The sequence below is a fragment of the Proteiniphilum sp. genome (genome assembly GCF_034331125.1).
GTDB lineage: Bacteria > Bacteroidota > Bacteroidia > Bacteroidales > Dysgonomonadaceae > Proteiniphilum > Proteiniphilum saccharofermentans.
The window spans coordinates 1-21246 of record NZ_JAXQGC010000036.1 but is presented as its reverse complement, the minus strand read 5'-3'; the positions used below and the strand labels follow the sequence as shown (position 1 = coordinate 21246).

Below are 21246 nucleotides of genomic sequence, written 5' to 3'. Positions count from 1 at the left end.
TTGGCTCAAAATTAAAAAAGACGCAAAATGGGACAGAAAGATATATTCAAAAACCTCCGGCAATTCGAAAAAGAGTCGCTCTACTCGTTTCAGAACGAGCATGATGCCTGCGGCGTCGGCCTCGCGATGACATTGACGGGAGAGAAATCTCACGACATTGTGGAGAAAGGGCTGCAGGTGCTGGAAAATATGGTGCACCGGGGTGCCGAAAGTGCCGACAACATCACCGGTGACGGTGCGGGAATACTGGTACAGATCCCGCATGAGTTCATCCTTCTTCAGGGAATTGCAGTTCCGACGGAAGGGCGGTACGGTACAGGACTCGTCTTCCTGCCACGGGAAGACGAAAAGAGAGAATATTGCCTCTCCGTTATTAAAGAGAAAGCCTATGAAGAAGATCTTTCACTTTTCTTTATCCGAGATGTACCGGTCAACAGCGGTTGCCTGGGAGAGATCGCCCTTGCCAATGAACCGGTGATCAAACAGCTGTTCGTTTCCGGCCATTTTTCGCCCGATGAACTGGAGAGAAAACTCTATATCCTGCGAAAAAGAGTGGAGAAAAGTATCTACAGCACTGAGATTGCAGAAGAGCGAAGTTTTTATATAGTAAGCCTTTCCACCCGGCAGATGATCTATAAAGGGATGTTGTCGTCGATACAACTTCGTCAGTACTTCCCGGATCTCACCAACCCCAATTTCACGAGCCGGATCGCACTGGTACATTCCCGGTTCAGCACCAACACATTCCCCACCTGGGATCTGGCGCAACCGTTCCGAATGCTGGCGCATAACGGCGAGATCAACACCATCCGCGGCAACCGGCAATGGATGCAGAGCCGTGAGAGCGTATTGCAGTCTGATGTGTTCCCCGATATGGAAGAGCTCTATCCCGTAGTACAGCCCAATATGAGCGACAGCGCCTCTGTCGACAACGTGCTGGAGTTCTTGGTGATGTCCGGAAAATCGCTTCCGCACGCTATGGCAATGCTGGTTCCGGAAAGTTTTAACGAGAAGAATCCTATCCCCGACGGGGTGAAAGCGTTCTATGAATACCACAGCATGCTGATGGAGCCGTGGGACGGACCGGCCACGCTTATTTTCAGCGACGGGCGTTACGCAGGCGGAATGCTTGATCGCAACGGATTACGACCGGCACGATATACCATTACCCACAGCGGTATCATGATCATGGCATCCGAGACAGGTACCCTCGCTTTCGAGCCATCCGATATCAAACAGATGGGACGGTTGAAGCCGGGAAAGATGATGATGATCGATACGCTGACCGGTACCATCTATTCCGATGCAGAATTGAAAGAGACATTGGCAAACGCATTTCCCTACCGTGAATGGTTGAGCAGGAACTGCCTCAAGCTGGATGATATCTCTTCGGGACGAAGCGTGAACAACAATGTCGGGAACTACGAAACCCTGCTGAAAGCATTTGGCTATTCGGTGGAGGATCTCGAAGTACTGATCAAACCCATGGCATTGGAAGGGAAGGAACCCGTTTCATCCATGGGCAACGATGTGACGCTGGCGGCACTGTCCGATAAGCCGCAACGCCTGTTCAACTACTTCCGACAGCAGTTCGCACAAGTGACCAATCCCCCCATTGACCCGATCCGGGAGGAACTGGTGATGTCGCTGACCGGCTACCTGGGTGCCGTACACCAAAATCTCCTCAAAGATATACCCGCACTATCGGGCATCGTGAAGGTAAAAAGCCCGATCCTGACCAATACCCAGTTTGACATCCTGTTGAACCTGCGGTACAAGGGATTCTCCTCTGCCATTATCCCTATGCTGTTCGATCCGAAAAGTGGTGCAGAAGGCATGCGCAGAGCACTGGAACAGATGTGTCTCTCCGTCGAAAAAGCGATCGATGAAGGCAAAAATTATATCGTATTGAGCGACAGAGGCGTGGATACGGAACACGCACCTATCCCTTCCCTGCTCGCCACATCAGCCGTACACCACTATCTGGTGGAGAAACGTAAACGGATGCAGATCGATATTGTGGTGGAGAGCGCCGAACCACGCGAAGTAATGCATTTCGCCCTGTTATTCGGGTTTGGCGCCAATGCCATCAACCCCTATATGGTCTTTGCCATCCTTGCGGAAAAAATAAAAGCGGGCGAGATCGCGCTCGACCTGCCCACAGCAAAGAAAAACTATATCAAATCGGTCAATAAGGGATTGCTGAAAGTGCTTTCCAAAATGGGTAATTCCACCCTGCGGAGCTATCGGGGTGCGCATATCTTCGAAGCCATCGGCATCTCTTCTTCCCTTTTGGACAGCTATTTTAAAGGAACCTCATCAAAGATCGAAGGGATCGACATGGAGGATGTGGCCCAGGAAGTACTGCAACCGTTCCTCGAAGCGTTTTACAACGACGACAGTGAACCGTTCCATCTCCAAAATCTCGGGAATTATGCCTACAGGAACGATGGAGTATATCACGCATGGAACCCGGAAACTATCGCCCGTCTACAAATAGCGACCCGGACGAACAATTACTCGGTATTCAAGGAATACACCGCGTTGGTCGACAACAAAGAGAAGCCAGCCTTTATCCGCGACCTGCTCGATTATACACGCAATCCCATCGATATTTCCGAAGTAGAACCTGCAGAGGACATCATGAAGCGGTTCTGTACCGGCGCTATGTCGTATGGCTCCATCAGTAAGGAAGCGCATGAAGCGATGGCGATCGCGATGAATATTATCGGTGGACGCAGCAATACCGGTGAAGGGGGTGAAGATCCCGAACGGTTCCACCCGCAGGCCGACGACCTGTCACGCCGGAGCGCCATCAAACAGATCGCTTCCGGCCGGTTCGGAGTTACCACAGAATACCTCGTCAATGCCGATGAGCTACAGATCAAGATCGCCCAGGGGGCAAAACCGGGTGAAGGGGGACAGTTACCAGGATTCAAGGTGGACGAGATTATTGCCCGGACGCGGCACTCCATTCCCGGTATCACCCTGATCTCTCCCCCGCCCCATCACGATATTTACTCCATTGAAGACCTGGCGCAACTTATCTTCGACCTCAAGAACGTGAACCCGAACGCGAAGATCAGTGTGAAGCTGGTATCGGAAAGCGGTGTCGGTACCATTGCCGCCGGCGTGGCGAAAGCCAAAGCGGATCTGATCGTGATCAGCGGTGCGGAAGGAGGCACCGGCGCGAGTCCCGCCAGTTCCATCAAACACGCGGGATTACCGTTAGAGATCGGCCTGGCGGAAACGCAACAGACATTGGTAGCGAATAATTTACGGGGAGTGGTCACATTGCAGACCGACGGGCAACTGAAAACCGGACGCGACATTATAATGGCTGCACTGCTCGGTGCCGAAGAGTTCGGTTTTGCCACCAGCGCGCTGATCGTACTGGGATGCGTAATGATGCGCAAATGCCATCTCAATACCTGTCCGGTGGGTGTTGCCACCCAAAACGAAGAACTACGGAGAAGGTTCGTGGGACGACATGAGTACCTCGTCAACTTCTTCCGCTTCCTGGCAGAGGATACCCGGGAACAACTGGCAGAAATGGGATTCAGGTCACTCGATGAAGTGATCGGCCGGTCCGACCTACTCCAACGCAAACATTATCCGGAGCTGCCCAAGACCGAAAAGATCGACCTGGCAAAGATCATCTACTTCCCGAAAGAAGCAAACCTTCTGCCTATCAGGAGGACGACTATCCAGCATCACAAGATCGATGATGTATTGGATCGCATGCTGATCTCCGAAGCGCTTCCGGCCATCGAACGCCAACAGTCGATTGGTATCAAGGCAGCAATAAAAAATACCGACAGGGCGGTCGGCGCCATGCTGTCAGGCACCATTGCAGCGCGGTACGGACAAAAAGGTTTGCCGGAACACACTATTTCAGCCTATTTTGAAGGATCGGCCGGCCAGAGCTTCGGAGCATTCCTGTCGGGAGGTGTTACTTTCTACCTTCATGGCGACTGCAACGATTACCTCGGTAAAGGTTTGTCGGGAGGACGTATTATCGTAGCACCGGCCAAAGGCAGCAACTTCAAATCGGAGGAGAACATCATCTGCGGTAACACATCACTCTATGGAGCTACTTCAGGTGAAGTATTCATCAGCGGTATCGCCGGTGAGCGTTTCTGTGTAAGGAACTCAGGGGCCACCGCTGTGGTGGAGGGAGCCGGCGACCATTGCTGCGAATATATGACCGGCGGATGTACGGTCGTGCTCGGCAGCACCGGAAGGAATTTCGCGGCCGGAATGAGCGGCGGTATTGCTTATGTGCTGGACGAGAAAGGCGATTTCGACTTTTACTGCAATATGGAAATGGTGGAGTTGACGCTGTTGGAAGAGATGTCCGACATCAGGGAATTGAAAAACCTGATCTCCAAACACAGCCAGTATACTAACAGCGAAATAGCCAAACGTATTCTCGATAACTGGGATTTTTATGCGACTAAATTCATCAAAGTAGTACCTATTGAATATAAGAAAGTGCTACAGGAAAAGAAGATGGCGGCATTGAACGAAAAGATCGCCGTGGTAGAAAGAGACTATTAACAGACAAAATTATGGGAAATCCAAAAGCATTTATGACGATACCCAGGAAAGATGCCGGTTATCGTCCCGTAAGCGACAGAATATATGACTACAGTGAGGTAGAACAGACCCTCAACAGGGAAGACCGTAAGTTGCAGGCAGCACGCTGTATGGACTGCGGTATCCCGTTCTGCCACTGGGCTTGTCCTCTTGGCAACAAAATGCCTGAATGGCAGGATCACATCTACAAAGGCGAGTGGAAAAAGGGGGTCGACGTATTAATGGAGACCAATAACTTCCCCGAATTTACCGGTCGGGTTTGTCCCGCACCCTGCGAAAAATCATGCGTACTGGCACTGCACGAGGCGCCGGTCACCATCCGTGAGAATGAAGCTTCTGTCACCGAAGTGGCGTTCAGGGAAGGCATGATTAAAGCCCATCCGCCGAAGCGGAGGACTGGTAAGAAAGTAGCTGTTATCGGCTCCGGTCCGGCTGGACTGGCTGCCGCCCAGCAACTGAACCGGAAAGGACATTCTGTCACCGTCTTCGAGAAAGACCATAGCCCGGGCGGCCTGCTCAGATATGGCATTCCTAACTTCAAACTGGCCAAACAGGTGATCGACCGGCGACTGACGCTGCTGATTGAAGAAGGTATTGAATTCAAAACCAATACAGAGGTAGGGAAAGATATCTCCGGGGCAGAGATCATGGAGGAGTACGATGCCATTTGTCTGGCTGTCGGTGCCGGAAAACCGAGGGATATCACACCTGAAGGGCGTGATCTGAAAGGGATCCATTTCGCCATGGATTTCCTTTCACAACAGATCCGTATCCTGCAGAAAGAAGAGCCCGATACTGCCGAACAAATATCGGCAAAAGGGAAGCATGTGCTGGTGATCGGTGGGGGCGATACCGGCTCCGACTGCGTGGGTACATCGATACGACAGGGTGCTTTAAGCGTGACGCAGATCGAGATCATGCCCAAACCACCCGTAGGGTATAATCCGGCCACTCCGTGGCCAAGTCCCTATCCACAGGTATTAAAGACCTCGTCATCGCATGAGGAGGGTTGTGAGCGGCGTTGGCAATTGAACACATTGAAGTTCAGCGGAGAAAACGGACAAGTAAAAGAGGCATTGGTAGAAGAGGTGAGTTGGGAAAAAGACAGCAACGGTCGTTTCAGTATGGTACCGACCGGTAAAAAGGAGGTATTGAAAGCCGATCTGGTATTGCTGGCACTCGGTTTTGTCCACCCGGTACAGGAAGGATTGCTGAATGAGTTAGGCGTCAATTACGATGTCCGGGGAAATGTGGCAGTCGACAAGCAACACCTTAGCTCTGTTGATAAAGTTTTCGCCACCGGCGATGCCGTGATGGGCGCCAGCCTTGTAGTGAAAGCCATCGCATTGGGCAGAAAAACGGCGGAGAATATTCATAAGATGCTTATGCCGCAAGAGAACAGTCTGTTTTCCATATCACCGGCAGCCTCCCTTTTATCGCGATAATATCCATTATTCAATCACCAAAAACAAGAAATAACATGTGTGGAATAGTTTGCACATTTAATATAAAAAAATCCGAAGAAGAGTTACGTCCGCAATTACTGAAAATGTCACGGAAATTACGCCACCGCGGACCCGACTGGTCGGGTATCTTCTCTTCCGACAAAGCGGTCATGGCGCACGAACGCCTCTCGATCATCGACCCTGCATCGGGCAATCAGCCTCTTTACAGCAAGGATGGTAAATTAGTGCTGGCTGTAAACGGTGAGATATACAACCACCGTGAGATCCGGAAGCAATATGAGGGCAAGTATGATTTCCTTACCCAATCCGATTGTGAAGTGATCCTTGCGCTGTACCGGGACAAGGGAACCGGTTTTCTGGATGACCTGAACGGTATTTTTGCCTTTGCCTTGTACGACATCGAAAAGGATGCTTTCCTTATTGGACGGGATCACATCGGCATCATCCCTCTCTATCAGGGATGGGATCAGGATGGAGCCTACTATGTGGCATCGGAATTGAAAGCACTGGAAGGGTACTGCAATAGTATTGAAGAATTTCCTCCCGGACATTACTTTTATAGTAGTGATAACCAGCTCCGGCAATGGTACTCCCGTGAGTGGACGGAATATGATAATGTGAAAGAGAATGTTTCCGATGTACAACTTCTTAAACAGGCGTTGGAAGATGCAGTACAACGCCAGATGATGAGCGATGTGCCTTACGGGGTATTGCTTTCAGGCGGACTGGACTCCTCCATCATTTCCGCCATCGCCAAAAAATTTGCCGCTAAACGGGTGGAAACTGACAATAGCGAGGATGCCTGGTGGCCGCAACTACACTCTTTTGCCATCGGACTGGAAGGATCACCCGACCTGGCGGCCGCCAGAAAAGTGGCAAACCATATCGGGTCGGTACACCACGAAATCCATTACACTATTCAGGAGGGGATTGATGCTATTCGCGATGTGATCTACCATATCGAGACCTATGACGTGACGACAGTCCGCGCGAGTACGCCGATGTACCTCATTGCCCGCTTTATTAAATCGATGGGAGTAAAGATGGTGCTTTCCGGCGAGGGTGCGGATGAGATCTTCGGAGGATATCTTTATTTCCACAAAGCCCCCAATGCTGAAGAATTCCATAAGGAGACTGTCCGGAAATTGAGTAAACTGCACCAGTACGACTGCCTGCGGGCCAATAAATCGCTGGCATCGTGGGGAGTGGAAGGGCGTGTACCCTTCCTCGACAAAGAATTTATAGATATAGCCATGCGCCTCAATCCGAAAGACAAAATGGCAGGGAACGGTAAGATTGAAAAACATATCCTTCGTCAGGCATTTCAGGATTATCTGCCCGAAGAAGTGGCCTGGCGGCAGAAAGAGCAGTTCTCCGATGGTGTTGGATATGGCTGGATCGATACTTTAAAAGAGATAGCAGCACATGAGGTAACGGACGAACAGATGGCCAATGTACATCATCGCTTTCCCATCAATCCGCCATTGACAAAAGAAGAATATATGTACCGCTGCATCTACTCCGAACTGTTCCCGTCGGATAGTGCTGCCCGGTGCGTACCGTCGGTCCCCTCGGTAGCATGCAGTACACCGGTTGCTCTGGAATGGGACGAACAATTCAGGAAAAATGCCGACCCCTCAGGAAGAGCGGTCGGCAAGATACATGAGCACGGGTATCAGCAGGCGTATTGATCAGTAAGAGTACGCCCCTTACGGGATACCCGGCTTGATGTCTTCTTCCGAGGATTAAACATATTCATCTCCATAACGGAATTTTACGTCCGTCACGAAATGTTTAATCCTTTGTTCTTCACTTTTCTTACAGATCATCAACACGTTGTCCGACTCAGCCACAATATATCCGTCAAGACCCTGTAAGACGACCAGTTTGTCTTCACTCATCGCGACGACATTATCGTTACTCTCTACAAACAGGGACTTGCAGTGCAGGCTGGCATTGCTTTCCCCATCCTTATCCGAGATCTCATGCAGGGCGCCCCAGGTTCCCAGGTCGCTCCACCCGAAGTTGGAGATGTTCACATATACGTTATCCGCTTTCTCCAGGATACCATAATCGATGGATATATTAGGACAAAACGGGAAACTCGCATCGACAAACTTTTTCTCGTCGGGCGTGTTAAACACCTCTTTTCCCTCGCTGAACTTCTGGTTGATATCCGGAAGGTACTTTTTAAAAGCATCCAGGATGGTGTTTACATTCCACAGGAAAATACCCGAGTTCCATACAAACTCACCGCTGTCGACAAATTTTTTAGCCAGTTCCAAATTAGGTTTTTCGGTAAACGCCTTCACCTTATGTATTCCACCCGTCTCCTCCTCATTCACCTGAATATAGCCATAGCCTGTTTCGGGACGACTGGGTTTAATTCCGAGCGTAAGTAAGACCGGATTGGTGTTTACAAAATCCAGCCCCTTTTGAATATCGGCCACGAACTCGTCAGTATTCACGATCAGGTGATCCGACGGAGCGACGACTATATTCGCGTTGGGATCGATCGCGTTTATCCTGAAAGAAGCGTAAGCAATGGCAGGAGCGGTATTTCGTCTGATCGGCTCCAGCAAGAGCTGGTTATCTTTCAGTTCGGGCAACTGCTTTTTCGTCATTTCAGCGTATGCATCGTTCGTCACAATGTATATGTTCTCTGCCGGAACTATTTGTTTGAACCGGTCAAAAGTACTTTGCAGCAACGACCGTCCTGTTCCGAAGAAATCAAGAAACTGTTTGGGTTTTCCCTCTTTACTGAAGGGCCAGAAGCGGCTTCCCACACCGCCGCTCATGATTACACAATAATTATGATTGTTTCTCATTCCTAAGATTATATATGTTTTTAAAAATGAAATTCACCTTTATCTACTTTTTTCTGTGTACGGGTTCCTATTTAGTTAAATAACATCCTTCCACAACAATTTGTTTATGGTCTCCTCAAATTTGCCTTTAAAGGTACAAAACAAAACGGAAACAGCATCGCGAAGCAGCCGGAAACATAACATAAAAATGATAAGAAGTGATCCGAAAAATACATCCGTAAAAAGATATCAGAACATAAAACAGACAATCAAAACTTCAAATAAAAACACGAATTGATCGAATATCTGTAAAAAAGAGCACCAACCTGTTTCAAAATATCAAAAATATGTGTACTTTTGCATTCACTTTTTGGTAATGCCCAGATGGCGGAATTGGTAGACGCGCTGGTCTCAAACACCAGTGGATTCACTTCCATGCCGGTTCGATCCCGGCTCTGGGTACAGTTTAAAACGCTAAATTATTCGTAATAAATAATTTAGCGTTTTTGTTTTTCTTGCCGTGTCCGCAATTTGTCCGCATTTTTGAGAAAGTTCGAAAATTTACACTATTTTAGCAATATTTTATATTGACTAAACACGGCATTTTAAGATTGAATTTTCGTGATCCATATAGTTTTCAATATAGGAAAACTAATATTGTTTCCTTGTAAGAAAATAATTTTCTCAACTGTATTGAGCATTGAAACTATAAAGGAAACAAAAATATTTTATGCTCTTAGCCTATTCATAAAAGTAGAAATAAGATGCGGCAAATTATCTTTTACATTCTCCTTCTTATCAAGTAATAAATTCATATTCCTTTCCACAAACTCTAGCATACCATCACGTGTTGAGTACATGGGAATTGTATCAGATCCTAAGTATTGTATGCCTTCATTCAATGCAATAGCTCTAAATCCTAGTTGGTTGACGATTCTAAATAATTTACTATCGCACTCCGCAAACATTATACCTTTCTCATATTGCATAATCGGCATAATAGCATACATCATTAAAATTCTGAATAGTTGTATTCCGTGGTTCCCTAAATCGGAACGTACGGCAAATCGACCGACATGCCAAATGTGAGCGTTGCTATTTGCAGGAGAAATATCATCTAGTTCTTTGATCCCGAATATTTTTGTTATTGGAAGTTCATCATTTCTATTCCATTCCATTATGCGAATTGTACCAATGATTTCATTCTGGCGGTTCTTTGCCACAAAAATATTCGATTTTGAAAAATATTGGATCTCCTCTCTATAAACAGCCATAACCTCTTCTCTTTTTTTTTTGTGTATTGTCGGTTAAAATTTTGTGATGTTTATAGTTCTCATTTACAACAAACTTTGATAGGGAGAGAAGACCTGCTTTTGAGAGTTGCCATATCGAACAGTTTTCAAAAGATGTGATATATTTGTCCATTATTGTGTTTATAAAAATTACCACTAAATCACGCAAAAATAGCCGTACTTTTAATAAATAACAATACCCAAATGGGTAATTTTGATTCTCAATAATGTTGTAAAAAAGTTTTTTTATCTTTGATGTTAATATTTCCCAAGTTTGTTATATGATAAAAGTAAAAGACTTTTTTATTAAAGAAAATAGAATAGATGAGATTCCTGAAGAGGCTTACAATGCAGTTGCGACTATACTTGAAGATATTGACGCTTTTGCTCGAACTACCTATAGGAGTGTTTATGTGATCGACTATTATAGGCAAAACTTTCTTTATGTTTCAGAGAATCCTCTCTTTCTTTGTGGAATGGATGCTAGTGAAGTAAGACAGTTAGGATATAAATTCTATATCAATCAAGTTCCCTTAGAGGATTTAAACCTGTTACTTGAAGCGAATAGTGTTGGATTTCAGTTTATCCAGAACATTCCTATTAAAGAAAAGAAAAACTATACAATCTCATATGATTTTCACATCATTAATAGTCTCTCGCAAAAGAAACAGTTAATAAACCATCAGATAACTCCTTTAAGATTAACGGAAAATGGGCAGGTTTGGTTAGGCCTTTGTACAGCCTCAATATCAAGCGGTAACAGATTCGGAGAACTTGTTATGTCGAAATATAAATCCAAACAATTTTGGATATACAATAGACAGAAAAGAAAGTGGACGGAAATTTCTCGTCCTGAACTAAAAGACATGGAAAAAGAAGTGCTAAAACTATCAGCTATGGGATATACAATGACTGAAATAGCTGACATTATAAGTCGTTCCTTTGATACTGTAAAGTCCTACCGGAAAAGCCTGTTAGAAAAACTAGATGTAGCCAACATTTCAGAAGCAATCAGTTTTGCAATAAATTATCGATTGATATAAATAATGATTCAATTGTGGACTATCTCTTCCCATAATTTGAAATTAATTACACGATTACCGACAAGTCAGACACCGGAAACAAAAATGGAACTATTGTAAGAATTATCTTACGATCTCTCGAATCAATAAATTGATCATCCAAAAACCTGCCTTTTGAAACAAGTTTTCATTCTGTAGCCTTCCCAATTTGTAGGACAGTTCCAGGTCAGACAAGAATATTCACTTTATTTGGCAAGAGTCTTACGCCACAGAGTCATATCAATTTTTCTTCATATGCCATTTTAACCAAGACGGCTGTATTGCGTGCACCGAGTTTGAGGAGCAGATTTTTCCGGTAACTGTTCACGGTTTCAACGCTGAGAAACAGTTTTTCGGCGATTTCTACATTCGTGAAGCCATCGGCAATGAATTTCAATAATTCTTTCTCGCGTGGTGTGAGCCAGATATGCTGTTTGGTGGAGCGCTTCATCAGCATATCGATCTGCTCGCAGAGAAAAGTCTCGCCGTCGGCAACCGACTCGATGCTCATCAGGATTTCTTCGGGCATGGCGTTTTTAATCACGTATCCCGAAGCACCGTTCTCTATCATCTGCCTCACGATGGCGTATTCAGAATAACTTGTCAACGCCACAATCTTCACTTTCGGGAAAAGCGATTTTATTTCCTTGCACAAATCAATGCCGCTGGCATCGGGAAGGTTTATATCGAGCAAAATCACATCGGGTTGCTCGCGTCGCAGTTGCGTCATACATTCTTTGCCGGTATAACTGACAGCCGTGGTTTTGGCAAATCCCGATTCATCGACTAGTTTTTGCAGGCCTTCCACCAATATTTTATGGTCATCAACAATATGTACGGTTATCATGTTAAATTTATGTTTTGCATTCGTCATCCGACACCTGTCTTCAGTCTCTTTAAATTTTGAACTCCACGTTAATTTCAGTTCCTTTTCCCGGTTCAGAGAAGATATTCATGCTTCCGCCAACCGATTCCGCGCGCGTGCGAATGTTGTTCAGTCCGGTGCCTTTAACAGGAGTAGTTGGATCGAAGCCTTTCCCATCGTCCTGCACGGTGAGCGAAACCCTGTCGGGTTGCTGAACGATCTGTACGTTTATGTTTTCCGCCTCGGCATATTTCAGCGCGTTGTTTACCAACTCGTGTACGCTGCGGTAAATCATGATCTCCAATGTGTTCTCAAGACGTTCATCATTGCCGAAGAAATGAAACTGCACGATGGAAAGGCTATCGCAAAAATCCTGCAACGAAACCTTTAACCCGTATCGCGAGAGTGAATCGGGCATCATGTTATGCGCAACGCGCCTTAGCTCGTTGATGGAGCTGTCCAGCATATCCACCACTTTATTAAATTGTATCACATCTTCCGAAGCGAGGAGTGCTCCACCTTTTTTCATATCAAATAAATTAAGTTTCACTGCCGAAAGCATGCCGCCAAGTCCGTCGTGCAGGTCGCGCGCCAAACGTGTGCGCTCGGTGGCTTCTCCTTCAAGAATGGCATGTGTGGCAATGAGTTGTTTTTCTTTTTCCAATTGAATCACCTGTTGCTGAGCCAGGTGTTTTTTTGCTCTCTGACGAAGATAGAGTGCTCCCAGCAAAATAATTATTCCCAATAAGCTTACCGCGAATATGATTCCATAAAGAACACGTTCTTTCTCCAATGTGTTGATCCGGATTTCTTTTTTCTCTGTTTGATATTCCGTTTCCAACAATGCCATTTGCTGCCGGTTGTTTTCAGCATAAACAGAATCTTTTAACAGGTATGCCGAATCAAGTTGCTGAAAAGCAGTTTCAAAATCACGGTTATGTGCGTTTGTATGTGCCAATACCCACAGCGATTCGCGCTGCTTGTCTTTCGCTTGCAGCTTTTTGGCAGTGTTCAGCGCCTTTGCTGCCGCTTCTTGTGATTTGCCATACTGTTCATTCATCAGATATGCTTCGGAAAGAGCCAGGTCATTGCGCATGATCTCCCACTCATCACCAACTTGTGTGGCGAGTTGCTGCGCTTTTTCATACTCCTGCAGGGCTGAAGCATAATCTTTTTTATAACTCATCAAATACTTGCCGTAATTTAGATGATACAGAAATATTTTGTATGGGTCATCCTGCTCCTTGCCATAATCCAATATTTGATGAAGCAAAGGGAGCACCTCTTCGTACTTTTCTTGAGTCATTAACGCATCGGCTAAAATAATACGCCCTGTTGCAGTCATAAACTCATCTCCGTTTTTATCAGCCAAGGAGATACATTGGTGCGCATACGCTTCCGATTTCTGAGCATCACCCACGAGACCATATAATGTGGCAAGATTATTGAGTGTATAAGGCGAAAATTGAGAATCCTCAACTTCATCAAATATCTTCGATGCCTGAATGTAATAATCGATGGCTTTTACGTAATCACCTTGAATCTGTTTCACTGTACCATAATTATGAAAGACCATTCCCAAGCCGAGAGTGGCTTCCCTTGTCTGTAACTTACGGTAGGCATGTTCCGCTTTTTCCAGGTAATGAAACGATGAGTCTAAATCAGTATTTATCAACGTAAATATAGCCCCTATGCTTCTGTAGCTGCTGGCGAGCTGCATCTGGTCTTTCTGTTCTTCGGCGATGGCGATAGCTCTTTCGGTAATTTCGAACGACTTGGCAGGACGACTGTAAAGGTATTGCTTACCCACTGCCAGCATTGAATCAACATTCACTTTTCCATGCTTGTCTGTATGCTTCAAAACAAGTGAATCCACATCCTGCGAAAACAACCTTATCGACATGAAAAAGAGAAAGAAGAGTGGAAGACATATAATAATTGGATTCCTTATTCTCATAATTATTTAATTACAAGTGTGTTATAAAGCTGTGAGTCTTTAATTTTTTACTTATGACAAAGTTAATATTGAACCGCCACAAGATAAAACCCCTTTTTGGGGGTATTTTTCGCTTTCGCGACACTGTACATTTGCATCGGTAAAGATGTGTAAAAATATCGAAAATAAAAACTAACGGTCATCTTTAACACAATACAAAATATTAAATCAACATTTTAAATCATCACAGCAATGAAAAAGTATTTTAATTTTACTTGTTTGGCAATGCTTGCCGCACTTTTGTTTCTCGCTTCGTGCGAAAAGGACGATTTGTTGCAGGAAGAAATTCCACAAGGCTGCAACATCGTAGAAGTAACGGAGAACATTACCACACCTACCACGTGGACAGAGGGAAACGTCTATGTAATCAGACAGACGATATCCATACGCAATGTATTGACAATAGAACCCGGGGTAACCGTGAAGCTGAAAGATGCTTCCATTAATGTTATCGAAGGAAAAGTAATAGCAGCCGGTACACCGCAAAAACGCATTGTATTCACATCGCTTGCCGATGACCGCTATTGTGGCGACTCCAATGGTGATGCAGCACTCACGATGCCTGAAAAAGGTGATTGGGAAAGGATCAATCTGCAAGATGGCACGGGACACCTGTTTAAATACGTGGATTTCTTTTATGCCGGACAAAACAGCGGTGGATTTTATAACGCATTAAAGGTAGGTGCTAGTTCTTTCGAATTCGACAACTGCCGGTTTGCGCATACGCTTTTCAGTCCGTCAGCATCCTACGAAAATGCCACGGCATTCTACGGTGGTGCGGCGATGACCAACCCCGAAATGCAAAAGTTTACCAACAATTCGTTCTATGACAATGGAAAACCGTTGTATGTCTGGACGCACTACACGGTGAATCCCAACAATAAATTCCATAATCCGGAGAATCCACAACAACAAAACAGCCACAACGGAATTGCCATGATACGCAGCAGCGGCGGTTTGGATGCAACCGTGCAATGGCATGTTACCGAAGTGCCTTATATATTGGATGAATATATACAGGTATACGGTTCTCAGGTAATTGACATAGGCTCTAATGCCGTGATAAAATTCAAGCGGGCCGGTGCCGGCATTCAACGCAGTTCGGCATCAAACGTTATCCTGCCATCCTCAGCGATTCTCACTTCATATAAAGACGATTCGGTAGGCGGCGACACGAACGGTGATGGAAATGCCTCTGCACCAGCAAAAGGCGATTGGCTGGGATTTCGAAATGCTTATAGTGGTAATCCCTATTACGAGGAAAGTGTGAATATCCGTTACGCAAAGAATCCCTGATATAAAAGGTATTAATCTTCAATTCAATGATAAAATAAACAAATTATTTTCTACATTTTAAAAATCAAAAACAATGAAAAAAGTTATCTTTATTGCCCTATTGGCAGCCGTAACAATCATGCCTTTATCCGCTCAACAGTTTCAAAAAGACATGGGCGCAGTAAACTTAGGAATCGGTATAGGAACCGTTTTAGGCGGCCTGGGCACCGGACGTCCTGCCGTGACACTCGCTTACGACCACGGAATGTGGGATATTGAAGATGCCGGAGTAATAAGCATCGGAGGCTATTTCGGAAATGCCGGATATTCCTACAAAGACGCAGGTTACTCTCAGAAATGGAATTACTGGTTAGTGGGAGCGCGCGGTGCATACCATCACCACGGTTTCAAAAGTGTTCCACAACTCGATCCTTACGTGGGTTTGATGCTGGGTTATAATATCGTGACATATTCTTCGAGTGGAGATTACACGGGACCAAACAGTTACGGAAGCGGAATAGGATACTCTATTTTTCTCGGCAGCCGCTGGTTTTTTAATGATAATTTCGCTGCTTTTGCCGAATTAGGGTACGGAATAGCCGTTTTAAACGCAGGTGTATCGTTTAAGTTTTAATTGACTGCATTTCATTCGAGGTTGATTCGTGTTGCATCTCAATTTTCAGTAAACTTATCCGTTTCTATACAGCCGTTTACCATGTGATTCAAAGTCCCGTTCATACCGCAAGAAAAGGGTTACAGCTTAAAGTTGTAGCTCTTTTTTTTTGGAAATTACCCATTGAAGTGTCATCATAGTGTAAAACTATTTTTGAAGCACTACTGTCACCTTTCCTATTTGTGTAAGCTACCCATAAGTTATACTTTTCAATTATTGCAATATATTCGTCCATAATCGAATATTTTGTGCGAATGTGGTGATTTTCGTTTATATATGAATATCATTAGTGTCCACTGTAAGCATTCGGTAAACCCCGTCCTATTTTAACTTCTGATCCTTGCTATATTTGCCCATAAAAAATAACATGTGGACATTACAGCAGTTTGAGGAGATATTTGATCGTTACCAGTCCAGCGGGCTTCGCATAAAAGAGTTTTGCCGGAACGAGTCAATCGTTGAATCCAGGTTTTATTACTGGCAGAAGAGATTGCAGGAGCACAACTACAGAACAGTTCGAGAGTCCGGTTTTGTTCCGATCGTCTTTACCGGTTCCAATTCATTGCCTGCAAACAAAGCAGTCCATCAAAAACCGATTCCGGTGCATGTTGATCCCATACCAGGGAATTTTCTAGAAATAGTCTATCCCAATGGCGTTAAAGTGCGTGTTCCCATTGGGACTGATCCGACTCAGCTGCGTTCATTAATCCTTTTAACCCAGTAAGCCATGTTCAATCTGAACGCCTCGATGCGTTACTGGCTTTACCCTTTTCCAACGGACATGCGTAAAGGGTTCTACACTTTAAGCGGGCTGGTCACTGAGGGGATGGGACAGGATGTACGCAGCGGTGACGTGTTCATCTTTCTGAACCGTCATTGCACGAGCATGAAAGCATTGCACATGGAGCACGGCGGACTGGTGATCTACTACATGAAACTGGAGAAAGGCAATTTTGCACTGCCCCCGCTTGATGAAAAAGGCAAAACTCACCCCTTTTCCTGGCAAAAACTGATGCTGATGGTACAGGGTATTAACGCTGAAAAATGTCACTACAAAAAACGCTGGGAAAGCCCATAAACAGACGATTTTAGTTGCCTTTTCCTTTGCATTTATTGCTTCTTTTTTGTATCTTTACTCTCGTAATCTGACAGAAAAATATAATACTCCCCGAAATTTGTACCACGAACTAAGCAAAGATTAAATGCTTATATTTGTGATATGAACAAGTCAAGAAGAAAACATTCAGCCGCCTTCAAGGCAGAGGTTGCATTGGCAGCGATCAAGGAACGCGAGACGTTATCCGAGTTAAGTGCCCGTTATGGTGTTCACCCCACAGTGATCAGCACGTGGAAAAATGAGTTTCTGAAACGTTCAGAAGAAATCTTCTCGAAACAAGGTCCCAAGAGTGAAGCTGACTTTGAAAAGGAGCGACGGGAGCTCTTCGCCAAGATAGGTGAATTGGAGATGCAGCGGGACTGGTTAAAAAAAAAGTCGAAACAGTTAGGCTTGGAATAATTGAACGTCGAAGCCTTGTATCGAAAGATGATTGTATAAGCCTCCAGAGCCAATGTGATCTGCTGGGGATCAGCAAATCCGGTCTTTACTATGTGGCAAAAGGAGAATGTGATGCGAATCTTGAGATTATGAAGAAAATGGATAAACACCATCAGGATCATCCCACTTACGGAGTTCTGCAAATGCAAGACTACTTGTTGGCACAGGGTTTACGGGTCAATCCCAAGCGAGTGAGACGACTCATGCGCAAGGCGCAGATAATAGCTCAATATCCAAAGCGAAATTTGAGCAAATTGGGCCTATCCGACTATATCTATCCCTATCTGCTTCGTAATCTTGATGTAGACCATCCGAACCAGGTCTGGGAGATTGACATCACGTACATACCCATGGACAGGAGTTTCATGTATCTAACGGCAATCATAGACGTGTACAGTCGTTTTATTGTTGGATGGGGACTTCATAACAGCCTTCATGGAGAGAACGTGATTGAAGTCCTTGACGGGGCAATAGATGAGCACGGTGTGCCCGGGATTATCAACTCGGATCAGGGAAGTCAGTTTACCAGCCCGGCGTAGGTGAACAGGCTCAATGAACTTGGAATCAGCATCAGCATGGATGGCCGTGGCAGGGCAACGGACAACATCTATATTGAACGGTTCTGGAGGACATTGAAACAGGATTATGTTTACCCGTTTCCGGCAGAGAACGGTACCACACTCTGGAAAGGGATCCGATGGTTTGTGAATCATTACAACAAGGAGAAAACCCACCAGGGTGTGGGTAGAAGAACGCCGGTAAGCGTGTTCCGGTTAAGTGCATAATTTTTTACTTGTAAACAAATGTACATGCACCAAATGAGACATCAAGCTAAATCCCTGACGGGTTTTGGGAAAAATCTCCACTCAAAAGGAGTTGTATTTTTTCCAAAAAGCTTGACTTACTCATTTGCTTCAAGAATGGCTGGTTTACAAGTAAAAAAACGATAATGTGAAAAAATTCGAGAACAATATTTTAGTTAAAAACCCCGCTTAATCGGTACAGAGAATAGGGAGTATTAAATTCCTGCCTTGTCATTGTCAAGAAAGCAATACGTCTGATCGTAATCCGCCAATAATGGCAATGCTTTTTTCAGGTTTGCCGTGGAGTTGAGTATGATATTGTCGTGCCAGTTGGAACTCGGATATTCCGGATTGAGTTGCTGCCGTATAGTGAGCAGGGAAAGATAGTCCATAAAGCCTTCGAAAAGAAAACAGGTTTCCTTTCTATCGTCCTGCCGGATATGGGTGATGTCCTTGGGCGCTATGCAGCCTTTAAAAGAGGGGTTGCGTATTTCATACCCTCCCGCATCGTTGGCAAAACCGATGGCAAAGTACTCCCGTCCCCCGGTTTGATAATGTACCTCCCGGCAATGTTCCCTTGCGATGGTTAAATCAATCTTCCGGTTTTGCAGGTATTCCAACAGTCCGGGATGTTCCAACGGTTTTTCTTCTATCAGGATGATCCCGTTGTTCTTTTCAGGATTCCGATGAAAGGAAAAAGAACTATTTCGATCAGTGAGGGCAGAGCCAAACTTGTTTGAGCTATGCCGAGCGCAGAAATAGTCTAATTTTAATGAATGTTGTTCTTCTTTCACGGGCATGAATGAAAAGTTTCTCAATTGCTCAATTGCATCAATGAAAGGGCATCTATCCAGTTTCATCACCAGATCGATGATGCTTCCGCCTTCACCACTCCCGAAATCGTGCCATAGGTTCAGGTGGTAATCGACTTTGAAGCTCGGCGTGCGTTCGTCACGGAACGGGCTTCTGTACATTCCGTAACCGGAATATTCTTTTGCAGGATAAGTTCCCTGATTTTTCAGGTAATCCCGGATGGGTATGTTTTTTATATTGTCTGATTGCATATTTCTATTTTTTGTTGATTTGTTGTAGGGTTGGGATATTCTACAGTATTCCAATAAATTATAAATTCAACATACACACAACAAATGCTACTTTCGTTGTTATTGGTTACCGACAATTTTGATTTTGTTGTATGTTTGTTGTGGTTTTGTTGCAATTATGTTCTTTTTGATTGATAATTAATTAGCGATGAAAAGAAAACATTACAACAGGATTTTATCCACCAAATTTTTTTCTATCTCCAAATACCGTCCTTTTCTTTTCATTGGATGTATCTCTCCATCAAAACCAACCCAATAAAAAGTATAGTCGCTGTTACGGTCAGAACGAAATCCCCAACTATCTTTCAAAATACTTCGAATCTGAGAAATATCCGCTTTCAGTCCGGCAGTCCGCATAATATCCAAGAAGTCTTTCGGACAACAATGAAATGTGTTTAGTTCGAGGCGTTCCATAACTTCGGCACAATAAGAAGCCATTTCAATCTCAACTTTACTCGAATTGTACTTCTTGATTTTATTCAAGGCGGGAGTTTCCAGTAATGACGGTTTAAACCACATGCGGGATTCGTTTTGTGTAGATAGCTTCCGGTTCATAAGAAAATGCAGGAAACAGGGAATTTCTTTTGTCATCAACTCTCTTAGAGAAGTTATATCTTTTTCAACCGGTTTGATTTTCCGAACCCAAAAACGAATTTCTTCTTTCGGAATGATAATGGGATTCTTTTCGTTATTGGAACAAAGAACGAATTTGGCAAAGAATTCAATTTCCCTGCGGTCTTTTCCTTTGGCTTCGATCTTATAGTCGCCGGCGGTTGATAAATTTTTTATCTTTTCGGTGTCTTCCATCTTATTCAAAAGAAGCTCATCGACCAGAACTAACAAGCGGTTTGCCCAATCGGCATTAAACTGGCTTTTAAAATCTTCATTCGTATTGAATGTGGCATTCTTCCCGAAAATTATTTTCAAAAATCGCAGAAACGTTGTTTTGCCTGTTTCCCTTTCATTAGATACCAGTAAAAGAATGGGAAGCATCTGTGTTGGCCGGGTATACAAAAGTTGAATATAGTCCAGCCCCAGCTCTATTTGTTCCTCAAAAATATGTTTCAAGAATAACCGGATATAAGGAAAATCCCCCTCACAAGGCGTATGGTTGATAGGTTCGTATTGGTTAAGAAAGGTTCCATAAATCTGTTGGTAGTTTATATGACTCGGGATAATGCAAAAGCCATCGTATTTCTCAATTTCGGGGAGATTATTCTTTCCATAATCTTGCCGAAGGGCCTCATAACTCCAGAGGATTTTCTCTTCAATATAATCGCCACTGATCAGCGGACGCCGAACAATTTTATACAAAGTTGTCCCGACACGGATATATTTTTCTTTATTTTCCATGTCGTACTCCTTTCCTGCCGGTGCGTATTGCTTCGACATCTACAGATTTATACCGCTTTCGTCCTCCAAATGGGAATGATTTGATGTAACCTGTTTTCTCCCAACTCCACAAAGTAGAAGAATCAATTTTAAGAATAGATAAAACCTCTTTACGACTTAGGAATTCTTCGGGTGGTGGGTCTTTGGGTACGGACTTAAGACTGCCCGCCATCTCTCTGAAGATTTCCCGCAGATCTTCCAGTTTGAGTGTTATACTCACATTCGCCCCGGAATTCAATAAATCACGATAGTTCATAATCGGAAATTTTTATAGTTATACAATAATTTGCTTCCGGACTCAATTGTGCAAATTCCGTTTTATCCTGACCCCTCATTCCGGAACAAGCTGACCCCTGTTC

18 protein-coding genes and 1 tRNA gene are annotated in these 21246 nt (G+C 44.6%); 12 read left to right on the top strand and 7 right to left on the bottom strand.

Features of this window, described 5'->3' with window-relative positions; translation table 11 throughout:
• Nucleotides 1-27 precede the first annotated feature (27 nt).
• The 3 genes from gltB to asnB are packed head-to-tail and all read left to right on the top strand — an operon-like array spanning nucleotide 28 to nucleotide 7756.
• The gene (gltB, locus tag U2P89_RS07945) at nucleotides 28-4560 is read left to right on the top strand and encodes a glutamate synthase large subunit (protein WP_322191146.1); all 4533 of its coding nucleotides are present in this window, start codon (nucleotides 28-30) and stop codon (nucleotides 4558-4560) included.
• An 11-nt stretch (nucleotides 4561-4571) separates the two neighbouring features.
• Nucleotides 4572-6044, top strand: a complete 1473-nt coding sequence (locus U2P89_RS07940) for a glutamate synthase subunit beta (RefSeq protein WP_322191145.1) — start codon at nucleotides 4572-4574, stop codon at nucleotides 6042-6044.
• Between the two features lie 35 nt (nucleotides 6045-6079).
• On the top strand, nucleotides 6080-7756 hold the full coding sequence (gene asnB, locus U2P89_RS07935; protein WP_322191144.1) for an asparagine synthase B: 1677 nt from the start codon (nucleotides 6080-6082) through the stop codon (nucleotides 7754-7756).
• A gap of 54 nt (nucleotides 7757-7810) precedes the next feature.
• Here the strand turns inward: asnB and U2P89_RS07930 are convergent, their stop codons facing one another.
• Nucleotides 7811-8893, bottom strand: coding sequence for a mannose-1-phosphate guanylyltransferase (locus U2P89_RS07930; protein WP_322191143.1), 1083 nt, complete (start codon nucleotides 8891-8893; stop codon nucleotides 7811-7813).
• A 357-nt stretch (nucleotides 8894-9250) separates the two neighbouring features.
• Here U2P89_RS07930 and U2P89_RS07925 point away from each other — a divergent pair.
• Nucleotides 9251-9334 (top strand) — tRNA-Leu (locus U2P89_RS07925).
• A gap of 266 nt (nucleotides 9335-9600) precedes the next feature.
• Here the strand turns inward: U2P89_RS07925 and U2P89_RS07920 are convergent.
• Entirely contained in the window at nucleotides 9601-10146 is a 546-nt protein-coding gene (locus U2P89_RS07920) for an N-acyl amino acid synthase FeeM domain-containing protein (protein ID WP_322191142.1), read from the bottom strand.
• 299 nt (nucleotides 10147-10445) lie between these two features.
• Here U2P89_RS07920 and U2P89_RS07915 point away from each other — a divergent pair, with 299 nt between their 5' ends.
• On the top strand, nucleotides 10446-11207 hold the full coding sequence (locus U2P89_RS07915; protein ID WP_322191141.1) for a helix-turn-helix transcriptional regulator: 762 nt from the start codon (nucleotides 10446-10448) through the stop codon (nucleotides 11205-11207).
• A gap of 253 nt (nucleotides 11208-11460) precedes the next feature.
• Here U2P89_RS07915 and U2P89_RS07910 read toward each other — a convergent pair whose 3' ends face one another.
• Both U2P89_RS07910 and U2P89_RS07905 read right to left on the bottom strand, forming a co-directional pair.
• Nucleotides 11461-12072 (bottom strand): response regulator, encoded by a 612-nt coding sequence (locus U2P89_RS07910; RefSeq protein ID WP_074010783.1) that lies wholly within the window; start codon nucleotides 12070-12072, stop codon nucleotides 11461-11463.
• A 49-nt stretch (nucleotides 12073-12121) separates the two neighbouring features.
• Nucleotides 12122-14047: a tetratricopeptide repeat protein gene (locus U2P89_RS07905; RefSeq protein WP_091910096.1), complete on the bottom strand. Its 1926-nt coding sequence runs from the start codon at nucleotides 14045-14047 to the stop codon at nucleotides 12122-12124.
• 231 nt (nucleotides 14048-14278) lie between these two features.
• Here U2P89_RS07905 and U2P89_RS07900 point away from each other — a divergent pair, with 231 nt between their 5' ends.
• The 7 genes from U2P89_RS07900 to U2P89_RS07870 all read left to right on the top strand — a co-directional run bounded on the left by U2P89_RS07900 (nucleotide 14279) and on the right by U2P89_RS07870 (nucleotide 18374).
• Nucleotides 14279-15382 (top strand): hypothetical protein, encoded by a 1104-nt coding sequence (locus tag U2P89_RS07900; protein ID WP_053826678.1) that lies wholly within the window; start codon nucleotides 14279-14281, stop codon nucleotides 15380-15382.
• A gap of 73 nt (nucleotides 15383-15455) precedes the next feature.
• Complete coding sequence (locus tag U2P89_RS07895; protein ID WP_091910091.1) at nucleotides 15456-15995, top strand: hypothetical protein; 540 nt, start codon at nucleotides 15456-15458, stop codon at nucleotides 15993-15995.
• A 406-nt stretch (nucleotides 15996-16401) separates the two neighbouring features.
• Nucleotides 16402-16758: an IS66 family insertion sequence element accessory protein TnpA gene (gene tnpA / locus U2P89_RS07890; protein WP_091910088.1), complete on the top strand. Its 357-nt coding sequence runs from the start codon at nucleotides 16402-16404 to the stop codon at nucleotides 16756-16758.
• A 3-nt stretch (nucleotides 16759-16761) separates the two neighbouring features.
• Nucleotides 16762-17112, top strand: a complete 351-nt coding sequence (tnpB, locus tag U2P89_RS07885) for an IS66 family insertion sequence element accessory protein TnpB (RefSeq protein ID WP_091910086.1) — start codon at nucleotides 16762-16764, stop codon at nucleotides 17110-17112.
• Between the two features lie 141 nt (nucleotides 17113-17253).
• Complete coding sequence (locus U2P89_RS07880; protein WP_286880050.1) at nucleotides 17254-17550, top strand: transposase; 297 nt, start codon at nucleotides 17254-17256, stop codon at nucleotides 17548-17550.
• A complete protein-coding gene (locus tag U2P89_RS07875; protein ID WP_322191178.1) occupies nucleotides 17493-18128 on the top strand; it encodes an IS3 family transposase in 636 nt (211 codons plus the stop codon). Before U2P89_RS07880 ends, U2P89_RS07875 begins: the two co-directional genes overlap by 58 nt.
• A complete protein-coding gene (locus U2P89_RS07870) occupies nucleotides 18129-18374 on the top strand; it encodes an integrase core domain-containing protein (protein WP_313382022.1) in 246 nt (81 codons plus the stop codon).
• A gap of 233 nt (nucleotides 18375-18607) precedes the next feature.
• Here the strand turns inward: U2P89_RS07870 and U2P89_RS07865 are convergent, their stop codons facing one another.
• The 3 genes from U2P89_RS07865 to U2P89_RS07855 form a co-directional block, all read right to left on the bottom strand.
• On the bottom strand, nucleotides 18608-19456 hold the full coding sequence (locus tag U2P89_RS07865) for a CHC2 zinc finger domain-containing protein (RefSeq protein WP_313382023.1): 849 nt from the start codon (nucleotides 19454-19456) through the stop codon (nucleotides 18608-18610).
• Nucleotides 19457-19657: 201 nt separating this feature from the next.
• Nucleotides 19658-20848: a primase-helicase family protein gene (locus U2P89_RS07860; RefSeq protein ID WP_409568077.1), complete on the bottom strand. Its 1191-nt coding sequence runs from the start codon at nucleotides 20846-20848 to the stop codon at nucleotides 19658-19660.
• Nucleotides 20838-21143 carry a DNA-binding protein gene (locus U2P89_RS07855; RefSeq protein WP_313382025.1) on the bottom strand — a complete coding sequence of 102 codons (306 nt, stop codon included), beginning with the start codon at nucleotides 21141-21143 and terminating at the stop codon, nucleotides 20838-20840. The genes U2P89_RS07860 and U2P89_RS07855 overlap by 11 nt, the downstream gene beginning before the upstream one ends.
• Nucleotides 21144-21246: the final 103 nt, after the last annotated feature.

Bases quoted from the DNA above. Each gene is read 5' to 3' on its own strand.
- U2P89_RS07855 (WP_313382025.1), bottom strand. From the start codon at position 21,143: ATGAACTATCGTGATTTATTGAATTCCGGGGCGAATGTGAGTATAACA.
- U2P89_RS07930 (WP_322191143.1), bottom strand. From the start codon at position 8,893: ATGAGAAACAATCATAATTATTGTGTAATCATGAGCGGCGGTGTGGGA.
- U2P89_RS07880 (WP_286880050.1), top strand. From the start codon at position 17,254: ATGAACAAGTCAAGAAGAAAACATTCAGCCGCCTTCAAGGCAGAGGTT.
- U2P89_RS07915 (WP_322191141.1), top strand. From the start codon at position 10,446: ATGATAAAAGTAAAAGACTTTTTTATTAAAGAAAATAGAATAGATGAG.
- asnB (WP_322191144.1), top strand. From the start codon at position 6,080: ATGTGTGGAATAGTTTGCACATTTAATATAAAAAAATCCGAAGAAGAG.
- U2P89_RS07940 (WP_322191145.1), top strand. From the start codon at position 4,572: ATGGGAAATCCAAAAGCATTTATGACGATACCCAGGAAAGATGCCGGT.
- tnpA (WP_091910088.1), top strand. From the start codon at position 16,402: ATGTGGACATTACAGCAGTTTGAGGAGATATTTGATCGTTACCAGTCC.
- U2P89_RS07920 (WP_322191142.1), bottom strand. From the start codon at position 10,146: ATGGCTGTTTATAGAGAGGAGATCCAATATTTTTCAAAATCGAATATT.
- gltB (WP_322191146.1), top strand. From the start codon at position 28: ATGGGACAGAAAGATATATTCAAAAACCTCCGGCAATTCGAAAAAGAG.
- U2P89_RS07865 (WP_313382023.1), bottom strand. From the start codon at position 19,456: ATGCAATCAGACAATATAAAAAACATACCCATCCGGGATTACCTGAAA.
- tnpB (WP_091910086.1), top strand. From the start codon at position 16,762: ATGTTCAATCTGAACGCCTCGATGCGTTACTGGCTTTACCCTTTTCCA.
- U2P89_RS07910 (WP_074010783.1), bottom strand. From the start codon at position 12,072: ATGATAACCGTACATATTGTTGATGACCATAAAATATTGGTGGAAGGC.
- U2P89_RS07905 (WP_091910096.1), bottom strand. From the start codon at position 14,047: ATGAGAATAAGGAATCCAATTATTATATGTCTTCCACTCTTCTTTCTC.
- U2P89_RS07895 (WP_091910091.1), top strand. From the start codon at position 15,456: ATGAAAAAAGTTATCTTTATTGCCCTATTGGCAGCCGTAACAATCATG.
- U2P89_RS07860 (WP_409568077.1), bottom strand. From the start codon at position 20,848: ATGGAAAATAAAGAAAAATATATCCGTGTCGGGACAACTTTGTATAAA.
- U2P89_RS07900 (WP_053826678.1), top strand. From the start codon at position 14,279: ATGAAAAAGTATTTTAATTTTACTTGTTTGGCAATGCTTGCCGCACTT.